We start from the raw sequence: 10,610 nt of genomic DNA, 5'->3' as shown, positions 1-10,610 counted from the left end.
TGATTTGGTTTTGTTTGAGTACAAACAGTCTAACCAAATTAACCTACGCTGTTACGTACAGGAGTTGCTTCGTTCATGATAACTTTATTCCTAAACTTTTTGACTCTGCGTCGAATTCCTCCTCTGTTAAAAAAGTTATATTTTTCTAAAGTAAAAAAAAGCAGCAGCAAAGCAACCGTATGGTTCGGCTTTGCTGCTGTCTATTTAGTGGTTTCTGCGATGCTCTGTCATTTGCTGCCACACAGTACCCGCGGCTTCCTCCCCGCGCTGTATCCGTTCAAGGGCAATCTTTACCTGTAGCCTCACTTCAAATTCTGGATCATGCTCTGCTGCTTTTAATGCAGGCAGAGCTCGTTCATCACCAAGGTCAAAAAGAAAACGCGCTGCCCGCCATCTGACGAGTTTATTTTTATCTTCTAGCGCCTCACACATTGCCGGTATCGCTTTGGCATTCCCAATATCAGAAAGCGCGTCACCAGCCGTTCTTCTGACTGATGCACTTTTATCTTTTAACCCCATATAAAGCAGCGGCAAGACGGCTTCATCCTCTATCATACCTAAATAAACGACCGCCAGCCTACGTATGGATGCTTTCTCATCTTTCAACGCTCGTTTGAGCACCATTAAATCATCCACAGTCGGGTTCATTCGCTCTAACGCCGCATAGCGGGTCTCCCAGCTGTCTTCAAGAAGCTTTTCTGCGACCTCATCTCGAGATACATTATGCTCTGAAACAAATTGGGTTTCATTAAAGGAGTGGGCGTTCTTAACGAGAAAATGGAGGCGCTCCTGCGGATAGGCCGCTGACAACTCTTCAGCCACTTCCTGACCGACCTGATCCAGGCTTCCGTAACGCACCCCTTCATCCACCCATTCTCTTTCCATGACAAGATTGCTTGACACTTTCTGCGCTTCAAGTGCAGCCTCTGTGAAACGATCAGGCAAACCTACTCTCTTTTCTTCAGATGCAGTCCTGAGTTTTATCTGCATAGGAAGCCCACGAAACCGCTGGACGAGTACAGTAATCTCCTCATCATCCTCTCCATCTGAAGCTTGCGTCAAGGATAAGCCTTCATCTGCTTGTCCATACGCTTTTCGGATCGCGCTTAGCACTTCCTCCCAATCTGCCTTCGGATGCCGTTCGACCGCAAAAAAGTTTTGAACATGGTAGATATTCGTAATTCCTCCGCTATTAAACATTTCAATAATTTCCGGTGGCGCTCCTTCTAAAGTCGTTTTCGTATAGTTATGACGCACACCTTCCGGCAGGCTTTCATCAAAGTTAATTTTCATCGAATTCGGGCTCGGTGTCGGCTCTATATTGATTATCTTCACGTTAATCACTTCCTTGTCATGACAGCATCCAAGTAAAGGGAAAGCTGTTCTTTTTCAAGATCTGTAAACTTATATTCACTATCTGTACCCTCATTCAGTACAATGATTTCCTTCCGTTCGCCATCTCCATCATACACGGCGAGACCACTAGGTTCTTGCAAATCAGATGGAAGCTTCTCGATCGGCTCAACTTCAAAGGTGAGATAAACGTTCATCCAGGGGCCCATCTTTATTATTTCATGTGACACCTTGGTAAATTGCGCTTCAAAATAATTCAGTAATCCGTATTTATACATGCTTTCCTCCAAGGCAAAAAGTTCATTATTCTCCCTATTATAATGAAATGTGCCTACGAAAGCCAAGCAGCTGTCTACAGCGTGCGAAGGACAGCACGGACCGGGCTTGCATCACTGCCTTGCAGGGCAAGCGGAAGGGCGATTAGCTCGTAGTTCCCTTCTTCAATAGAATCAAGAACGAGACCCTCCAGTATATGAATATTATGCGCCAGCAAACTGTGGTGAGCTAGCAGGTCTTTACTGTCAAGAGGGTCGACAGATGGTACATCCACTCCGATCAGCTCCACGCCAAGTGAAGCCAAAACAGTTGCCGCTTCCCTTTCAATATGGGGGATGGTTTCGGGGAAAACAGATCTGTCTCTCCAGGCCATCGTTTTCAGCAGCAGCCTCTTCGTCCCCTTTGGCACCTTTTCCTTTATACTATTCGCTGTAATCGACGTCATGTGAGAAACATCCATCACTTGGCACTTGCCTGCATAGAGCTCAAGAGGAAGGTCATTCAGCTTCTTTCCCTCGTCTCTGAAATGAAAAGGTGCATCAACGTGCGTGCCTGTATGTGTGCTTAAACTCAGCTTTCCCACATTCACCGAACCGGTTTCTTCTTTCGTCCAAGCCAAACCAAACGTGTACGGCGTGTCTCCCGGCCAGCCAGGAACACCGTTATAAAGTGGCATGGAGATATCGTAAATCTTCATTCGGCCGCAGCTCCTTAAGCGATGACTTCGCGTATGTTTTCATACTGTTCATAATGCTTTTCTTGCATAATGCCTTTTAATACAGCAATCGTTTCGTAAACATCTGTAAATGAGGTGTATAGTGCGGCAGGGGCAAGCCTGATCACATCCGGAGAGCGAAAGTCCGGTATGACTCCCATCTCTTTTAAACTTTTACAAACTCTTGCGGCTTCTTTATGCTGCAATGCCACATGACCGCCCCGTCTCTCGTCTTCAAAAGGGTTGCCAATCGTAAAGCCAAAATTCATCAATTCCTGGCGAATCAAATCCATCATGAACCTCGTAAGCTGAAGCGATTTAGACCGAACTCGATCTATGCCCGCTTCTTCAAAAAGCTCGAGCGAACCGATAAGAGGGGCTGTACTGAATACGTGAGGCGTACCAATCTGATAAGCCCCAGCAGATGGCGATGGTGTGAACGTGTGCTTCATATCAAACTGCTTGCTCTTCTCTGAGCCGAACCAGCCTGAGAGACCCGGCCTTATTCCAGCATGTCGTTGGTTGACATACAGTCCTGCTGTGCTTCCCGGACCTCCGTTCAAATATTTATAATTGCACCAGAACGCAAAATCCACACCCCAGTCACTTAACTCATGAGGAACAGCCCCAATTGAATGGCATAGGTCAAAACCGATGATGATTCCACGTCTATGCGCCTCTTTCGTCAAGCGCTGCATATCAAGCAGCTGTCCGCTTCTATAAAGTACAGAGGGGAGAAGGATCAAGGCGACCTCCTCTGTCATATGGCTGATGATTGTCTCTTCTGAAAGCGTCAATCCATCATCGCTTTTTACCTGGATCAGTTCGCTTTCATAATCATATCCTTTTAACATAAGCTGACTTTGCAGGGCATAAATGTCGGAAGGGAAAGTCAATTCATCAGCTAGAATTTTTGTTTTCACTCCTGATGGTTTGTAGAAGGTAGACACCAGCTGATGAAGGTTGACGGTGGTCGAGCTCGCAGCGACCACTTCCTCTGGCCGCGCTCCAATAATTCCTGAGAGCTTCGCACCTACCTGCTCACTTAAATGGAACCATGGATAAGCCCCGTTCATCCAGCCATCAATACCATAAAGCTTCCAGTCTTCAAGCGACTTAACCAGCGTACTCTCAGCCCTTTTCGATAAAAGCCCGAGCGAATTGCCGTCCATATACCATTTTCCTTTTGGAAGGTAAAACTCATCACGGAACCTTCTTAATTCATCCTGCCTATCTAATGTAAGCGCATACTCTTTATTCAGCACCATTTTTCCCCCAATCAAGATTCTATCTTCATAGTAATCAAAAAGGAGACCGTGTGGAAGAATTAAGTTGTTTTCCGGATTAGTATCTAGTGTTATACGTTAACCTTTGGTAAACAATACAGGAATCAGTCTGAAAAATTGTCACATTTTCATGAAAAATAGCGAAAAAAAACGTGAATATGACAGCACATTCCGACACGTTAAAAAGGTATTAAGCCCTATACTGAAAGGGTACTAATTAACTGTACATACGATGGCTCACACTCAACTCAAATCCATTCAGAAAAAGGCAAACATGTTGAAAAACATGGACGCAAAATCACAGGTCTAACGTTCACAAACTATGACGGCTGGATTACCTGGAAACATTTCAGGAGGTACTGATGACAACTTTACTGGCAGATCAATTGGATGGTGAATGGGTAGAATTAGTGATGGAAGCAAAAGAACTTGGATTGAATATTGAAGAAGTGCGCCAATTCATTCAAAACACTTCCTGCGTGACACCGCCTTCCTTGTTGGAGGAGCAGACGATCTAATCCCCACTTTTGTTCTATTTACAGAAAAAGAAGCCAAATGTATAATTGATGAAACGCTTCTAGTAAAAAAGAGGGATAAAAATGATCGGTGAATTTGTAAAAAAATACCGCAAACAAAAAGGACTCTCATTATCTGCATTAGCCGAAAAAGCTGGAATAGCGAAATCCTACTTAAGTTCACTTGAGCGAAACATTCAACAAAACCCATCTGTTCAGCTCTTAGAAAAGCTTTCTGCTGTTTTAGATGTTCCTGTTGAGAATTTCCTAAATGACCGAACGGAAGTAAATGATAAAGACCTGGACGCCGAATGGGCAGATTTAGTAAAAGAAGCCATGGGCTCTGGTGTCAGCAAAGAACAATTTAAAGAGTTTCTTGAATTTAATAGATGGAAGAACGCACAAAAATAAGCCAGTCTCATTGCCGACTGGCTTTTTTGGTTGCTGTATTTAACAAACCCTCTACTCACCGCCTCAAATAGATATATCAATAAATGGTTTAATTTCTTTAAAATGATAAGGCTGAACGTTTTTCATAGCAAGGAGCCAACTTCTTTCCAGCTGCCTCAGCTTTCTTACTGTATAAAGAAAAGGGGCCAAACCTTTATATTCATGATCGATATATAGTTCACACATATTTTCACCTTTGTAATACAGCTTAACGAAATGGCGCCCTGTGAAACTGATATATTGATCCTTCTCATCATTCCGAATCATAAAGGTATGCCTCCTTAGTTTCGTTCTTAAAAAAGAACGATTTTATTAAATGATACACGACAGCAAAGAACAAGTACAGTTTTTTCGTTCTCTTTTGTGAACATTTTAAAGAAAAATGGACGAACGCTATGCACTTAACCGAGCTTTAGCTGCCTTTAGCCTTTATTCCTAAACCTTTCGACTGCATCGATTTCCGACTCTGTTAAAAAGTTATGCTTCCTTAACGTGTTAAAAAGATTGGCAATTCCTGTCTTATTGCCTAGTATTAAAGGCATAGGGGGCAAAACGCATGAATAAAACACTGATCGCAACCGCGGTATTTCTTGTTTTCTTTTTTGGTTTATTTATATTCGTTCAGCAGCAAAAACAGCACCACGACCAAACAGGAAATAAACCGCCGGTCAAAGATACATCGTTTCATGAACAAACCAATCCGCCACAGAAGCCTTTACCACCAGAACCTGCCAAGCATGAGGAATATACTGCGACTATATCCGCTGTAGGCGATATCCTCATTCATGACAGAGTATATGACAAAGCGGCAAATCCTGACGGCACATACCATTTCAGCCCCATGTTCAGACAGGTTAAAGATGAATTAACGTCGAGCGACATTACAATAGCCAATCAAGAAACGATGATTGGTGGAGTAAAGCATGGGTTATCGAGCTATCCATCGTTCAATTCACCCGCTGAAGTGGGAGATGCACTGAAAGAAAATGGAGTCGATCTCGTTACGATAGCCAATAATCATACGTTAGACCGGGGCGAAAAAGTTATCTTGAGCGCTATTGAACATTGGAACACAATCGGAATGGCCTATACAGGTGCTTTCCGTTCTCCCGAAGACAAAACCGATTTGCGGCTCATCAGAAAAAACAACATCACCTTTTCATTTTTAAGCTACACGTATGGAACAAATGGCATACCCGTTCCAGAAGGAAAAGATCATCTCGTTAATTTAATTCAACCCGAGTTAGTTAAACGAGAAGTGTCCGAGGCAAAGAAGCTGTCAGATGCGGTTGTGGTCAGCTTACACTTTGGCAATGAATACGAGCGGCTTCCAAATCCAGAACAAGAAGCCCTTGCCAAACTGGCAGCTGATGCGGGTGCTGATGTCATAATCGGCCATCATCCACACGTGCTGCAGCCAGTAAAATGGATTTCCCGCAAAGATGGCTCTAAGGCATTCGTCGCTTATTCTCTCGGAAATTTTCTTTCCGGCCAGCGCGGGGATTACAAGGATCTTGGGGGGATTATACACGTCTCCGTTTCAAAGAAAATGGACGGCAAGAGAAAAACAGTAATGGTTCACTCTCCCCGCTTTACTCCAACTTATGTTGACAGCCAATACGTAATATGGCCACTGTCAGAGCTTCCTGAAAAAAAGGAAGTGTTTGAAGAAATAAAACAACACATGAACCGTTATATGCAAGAGCTGTCGTTTGATTAGACAATAAAAAGGATGTCTCGCCTAGTGCCGAGACATCCTTTTTATTGAGAAAAATTAATCCATTATTTGCCCTTTGAACGCGGACTTTGTGTATCTCTTTCCTTTAATTCATCTGAAAATGCTGCGTCACTGTTCTCCATACTTGTCATGCTTTCTGTAGGTGTAGCGTTATTTTTCGCAGCGGCATCTCTAGAATGTTTACGTTTATCCATCTTGTTATGACCTCCTTTTTTCTTCTTCCTATTGTCTGCACTGTTCGTTTATTTCATGCCAAATAAAGTTAACCTAAAAAAAAATCAAGTTGACAATGAAGTTTTCCCTCGTATACGATTAACATATACTTACTATTACAATTTTGCAGAGGTGGATATGTATGAAATTAAGAACGGCTGATCTAACACTTGCCGCATTATTTGTGGCACTGATGGCTATTGGCGCCAATATTACGAACTGGATACCGGCACTTGTATTCGGCAAAGTTCCACTTACCCTCCAAACCTTTTTCTGTATATTAGGAGGGATTCTTCTTGGAAGCAGGCTCGGCGCTATTTCGATGACTGTGTATGCCCTCGTTGGCCTTGCTGGCGCACCGGTGTTCGCTAAATTTTCAGGTGGGTTTGATGTTCTTGTCGGTCCGACATTCGGTTTCATTCTTTCTTTTATCCTTGCAGCCTACGCGGCAGGAAAAATAGTCGAGCTGTCAGAACGTCCTACTATGTTAACGTATACGGTTGCTGCATTTGCCGGATTACTGGTCAACTATGTAATCGGGACATCCTATCTATATGTTGCCCTGTCAACATGGATGGGCGTTAAGGGCGTAACGTATTTCGGCACATGGAAAGGCATGCTCCCATTCCTGCCAAAGGATACCTTCCTTACAATCTTAACGGCCATACTTGCTCCAAGGATTCACAAAGCCGTTTCAAAATCCCGCCCGGCTGCTACAAGCAAAAAGGCCGCGTAATAAAATTTGCCTGACGCCTTTCGCGTCAGCCTTAGTTGCCCTGTAAGAAAAAGCCGCCGTCAAGGTCAGTCAACGGACCTTGGCGGCGGCTTTTTTTTGATATAAGGGTCTGGTACTTGTCTTCCACAGACTGCAGCAGTGCTAGAACAGGGAAAACAAGTACCGGACCCCAAAAAAAATATAAAGATAACGCGGATTACAGCACCATCGCTGCGATAAAACCGAAGATGATGAGCGGGATATTGTAGTGAATAAATGTTGGCACACACGTATCCCAAATGTGATGGTGCTGGCCGTCGGCATTAAGACCAGAAGTGGGTCCAAGTGTGCTGTCCGATGCAGGCGATCCTGCATCTCCTAATGCTCCGGCAGTACCAATGAGTGCGATCGTAGCCATCTCGCTTAAGCCTAATGCCGCACATAATGGGACGAATATCGCTGTAATGATCGGAACGGTGGAGAACGAAGAACCGATACCCATTGTCACGAGCAGTCCGATCAATAGCATCATGAGTACGCCTGCCGCTGTGTTATCTCCAATTAACTTAGCACTTTGCTTAACGAGTGATTCAACGTCTCCTGAGGCGTTCATAACAGCAGCAAAGCCTGCTGCCGACAGCATGACGAATCCGATGAATGACATCATTTTCATGCCCTCCGTCAGAATTTGATCAGACTGACTTATCTTCATCTGACCGCTTAAATAGAGGATAACAATTCCTGATAAAGCACCAAAGATCATCGAGTCCGTTTGAATCTGGACGATAATGACGGCAAAAATGGCAGCCGCGGCAGTCACAATAGAACGCATTGTATAACCTTCACTTGTCTTGGTCAGTGTGACTTCCTTGTCTTCATACACTCTAGGTTTGCGGTACGTGAAAAAAACAGCAACTAACAGACCTGCAATCATGCCAAGCGACGGAATGGTCATCGCGGAAGGGATGCTGTCCATAGAAATGTCCATTCCGCTTGCCTTCATGTTCGTTTGAATGATCTCGTGGAATATTCCTCCAAATCCAACTGGAAACCACATATATGGCGTGATTAATCCGAACGTGATGACGGTTGCTGTCAGCCTTCTATCTATTCTTAACGCATTAAGAACGAGAAGCAATGGCGGAATAAAGATCGGAATGATGGCGATATGGATCGGGATGACGTTTTGCGAGAAAGAGGATAGCATCAGGATGATAAACAGCAATATGACCTTTGATCCTGTTTTCCTTTCTGACTCTCCCTCTTTTTTTACTAATGCGATGGCTTTCTTTACGATGAGATCAGGCAGGCCTGTTCTTGATAGAGCCACAGCAAAGCTTCCGAGTAAGGCATAGCTTAAAGCGACAACAGCATTTGAACCTAGGCCCTCGCTGAACACTTCTATTGTTTTTTGCAGCCCAAGTCCGCTGAAGAGCCCTCCTGTTACGGCCCCAACGATTAGAGCTAGCACTACATGTATGCGCATAAGGCTTAATCCGAGCATGACAACGATCGCAATGATGACTGAATTCATGGTGTTTCCTCCTGTTTGCTTTAATACACTAAATCATTAACACGATAAATCTCTAATAAACTATCATGACAATGTGTTCTTGTCAACCACTCGCTATTATTATCGTATGACCGCGCCCTTGCGCATTAATGTAAAGAAAACTTGTAGGACGCCATGCCTTTAAGTCAGCCTTAGTTGCCTTTATACTTTGTTTCTAAACTTTTTGACTGCGTGGAGTCTTCACTGTTAAAAAGTTATACTTTCTTAAAGTGAAAAAAAGCTGCCGGCAGCCTTTAACAGGTTGCCTGCAGCTTTCCTTATATCGTTTTATTAGAAAACGCTACGGCCATTCGTGAAAGAGTACGCACCATGACGCCTGTAGCCCCCCTCGGTCCAAGATCGGAGCTTTTACCCGAGAAAGCCGTACCGGCAATGTCTAAGTGCACCCATGGCGTGTCTCCTGCAAACTCCCCAACGAACAGTCCGCCTGTAATCATATGGGCGAGTTTGCCGGCTGAGTTGTTCAGATCCGCCACATCACTCGTCTTCAGCATATCCTTATATGGCTGAAAACTTGGCATCAGCCAAATCAGTTCACCTTCTTCGGATGCTGCTGTACGGATTCTCTCGTACCATTCATCGTTGTTTGTGAGCGCTCCGGTTGTGCAGTCACCGAGTGCAATCAGTGCCCCGCCTGTCAGGGTGGCAACATCCACGATATACGACGCGCCTTGCTCCTTAGCATAGGTGATGGCATCGGCCAGAATGAGGCGCCCTTCTGCATCCGTGTTGCGCACTTCAATCGTTTTTCCGCTGAGTGACGTAATGACATCTCCTGGTTTCATAGCAGAGCCTGATATGAGATTTTCACATGATGGAATGACGAACATCGCATTAATGGCTGGTTTTAGCCTTCCGATCACCTCCATCGCACCGATCACGGAGGCGCTGCCCCCCATGTCACTCTTCATGTCAGGCATGCTTGCTGCCGGCTTAATCGAGTAGCCTCCTGAATCAAACGTTAATCCTTTTCCGACAAAGCATAATACATTCTCCCATTCTGCTAGGCCCTTATATTTAACTGTGATCATTTTTGGGGATTCATTTGAACCCTGACTGACTGCTAGAATTGCCCCCATTCCAAGCATCTCCATGTCACCACGCTCGAGCACTTCGTATTCCATGCCATGCGATTGCGCGATGTTGACTGCTTCTTCTGCTAAATCAGACGGGGTCATCAAGTTGGCTGGCGTGTTCACCAGATTTCTCGCCTTCTCGATTCCGAGTCCGAACGCTCTGCCAGTTTCAAGCCCGCTCTGTGCCGCTCGGTCCCCATAAACGATGACTTTTTCGAGCTTCTTATCCACTCTGTTTGGTCTTTGCTTATAGTCATTAAACGTGTAGCTTGCACAAATAGCAGCGTCTGCTAATGCATGAGCAATTTTTTCTGTCTTTAACAGGTTGTTTTCGAACGTTTTAAGAATGACTGAAGCGGAGATGGCCCTTTCATTTTTTAGCATTTGAAATGCTTTGCCGAAAGCACTTCTCAATATCTCATACGTCAGATCTTCTTTTTTCCCCAATCCGATCATAAGCAGCTTTTTCGTTTTCATCTTTCCCAGTGTGTACAGTTTATTTATTTTTTTCGGACTGCTGGAAATTTCTCCGCTTTTTAATAGATATGTCAGGTATCCGCCAAGCCTGCTATTGATCTCTGCTGCTTCACCTGTCAGTGTCGGCTCCGAGAACAAGCCAATAAGCAGCACTTCTTCGTCTTTCTCTTCTGTAAACGGCAGCTTGCAATCAAAGATCATGGCAGCCTCCTTTTTATCACCC

Annotated in this window: 12 protein-coding genes and 1 riboswitch; of the genes, 4 read left to right on the top strand and 8 right to left on the bottom strand. The window is 44.4% G+C overall.

Translation table 11 applies throughout. The features are described from left to right. Positions 1–204 precede the first annotated feature (204 nt). The 4 genes from ACFQPF_RS11960 to kynU form a co-directional block, all read right to left on the bottom strand. On the bottom strand, positions 205–1,335 hold the full coding sequence (locus tag ACFQPF_RS11960; RefSeq protein WP_379749926.1) for a conserved virulence factor C family protein: 1,131 nt from the start codon (positions 1,333–1,335) through the stop codon (positions 205–207). Positions 1,336–1,340: 5 nt separating this feature from the next. Next, positions 1,341–1,631, bottom strand: coding sequence for a hypothetical protein (locus tag ACFQPF_RS11955; RefSeq protein ID WP_379749924.1), 291 nt, complete (start codon positions 1,629–1,631; stop codon positions 1,341–1,343). A 74-nt stretch (positions 1,632–1,705) separates the two neighbouring features. After that, a complete protein-coding gene (gene kynB, locus ACFQPF_RS11950; RefSeq protein ID WP_379749922.1) occupies positions 1,706–2,326 on the bottom strand; it encodes an arylformamidase in 621 nt (206 codons plus the stop codon). Positions 2,327–2,340: 14 nt separating this feature from the next. Next, entirely contained in the window at positions 2,341–3,612 is a 1,272-nt protein-coding gene (kynU, locus tag ACFQPF_RS11945; RefSeq protein WP_379749920.1) for a kynureninase, read from the bottom strand. A gap of 275 nt (positions 3,613–3,887) precedes the next feature. Next, positions 3,888–3,972: riboswitch (cyclic di-GMP riboswitch) on the top strand. 20 nt (positions 3,973–3,992) lie between these two features. Between kynU and ACFQPF_RS11940 the strand changes: the two genes are divergently transcribed. Beyond that, a complete protein-coding gene (locus ACFQPF_RS11940; RefSeq protein WP_379749918.1) occupies positions 3,993–4,148 on the top strand; it encodes an anti-repressor SinI family protein in 156 nt (51 codons plus the stop codon). Positions 4,149–4,229: 81 nt separating this feature from the next. Further along, entirely contained in the window at positions 4,230–4,556 is a 327-nt protein-coding gene (locus ACFQPF_RS11935; protein ID WP_379749916.1) for a helix-turn-helix domain-containing protein, read from the top strand. Positions 4,557–4,619: 63 nt separating this feature from the next. On the opposite strand, the gene ACFQPF_RS11930 is transcribed toward ACFQPF_RS11935, so the two are convergent. After that, positions 4,620–4,862, bottom strand: a complete 243-nt coding sequence (locus tag ACFQPF_RS11930; RefSeq protein ID WP_379749914.1) for a hypothetical protein — start codon at positions 4,860–4,862, stop codon at positions 4,620–4,622. Positions 4,863–5,151: 289 nt separating this feature from the next. Between ACFQPF_RS11930 and ACFQPF_RS11925 the strand changes: the two genes are divergently transcribed. Then, a complete protein-coding gene (locus tag ACFQPF_RS11925; protein ID WP_379749912.1) occupies positions 5,152–6,315 on the top strand; it encodes a CapA family protein in 1,164 nt (387 codons plus the stop codon). A gap of 62 nt (positions 6,316–6,377) precedes the next feature. Here ACFQPF_RS11925 and ACFQPF_RS11920 read toward each other — a convergent pair whose 3' ends face one another. Next, positions 6,378–6,527, bottom strand: a complete 150-nt coding sequence (locus ACFQPF_RS11920; RefSeq protein ID WP_379749910.1) for a hypothetical protein — start codon at positions 6,525–6,527, stop codon at positions 6,378–6,380. A gap of 161 nt (positions 6,528–6,688) precedes the next feature. Between ACFQPF_RS11920 and ACFQPF_RS11915 the strand changes: the two genes are divergently transcribed. After that, entirely contained in the window at positions 6,689–7,282 is a 594-nt protein-coding gene (locus tag ACFQPF_RS11915) for a biotin transporter BioY (protein ID WP_379749908.1), read from the top strand. A gap of 196 nt (positions 7,283–7,478) precedes the next feature. Here ACFQPF_RS11915 and ACFQPF_RS11910 read toward each other — a convergent pair whose 3' ends face one another. Next, entirely contained in the window at positions 7,479–8,795 is a 1,317-nt protein-coding gene (locus tag ACFQPF_RS11910) for a Na+/H+ antiporter family protein (RefSeq protein WP_379749906.1), read from the bottom strand. 296 nt (positions 8,796–9,091) lie between these two features. Next, positions 9,092–10,588, bottom strand: a complete 1,497-nt coding sequence (locus ACFQPF_RS11905) for a leucyl aminopeptidase (protein WP_379749904.1) — start codon at positions 10,586–10,588, stop codon at positions 9,092–9,094. Positions 10,589–10,610 lie beyond the last annotated feature (22 nt).

The organism is Fictibacillus iocasae (genome assembly GCF_042665465.1).
GTDB lineage: Bacteria > Bacillota > Bacilli > Bacillales > Fictibacillaceae > Fictibacillus > Fictibacillus iocasae.
This window is presented reverse-complemented; position numbering and strand designations above follow the sequence as displayed.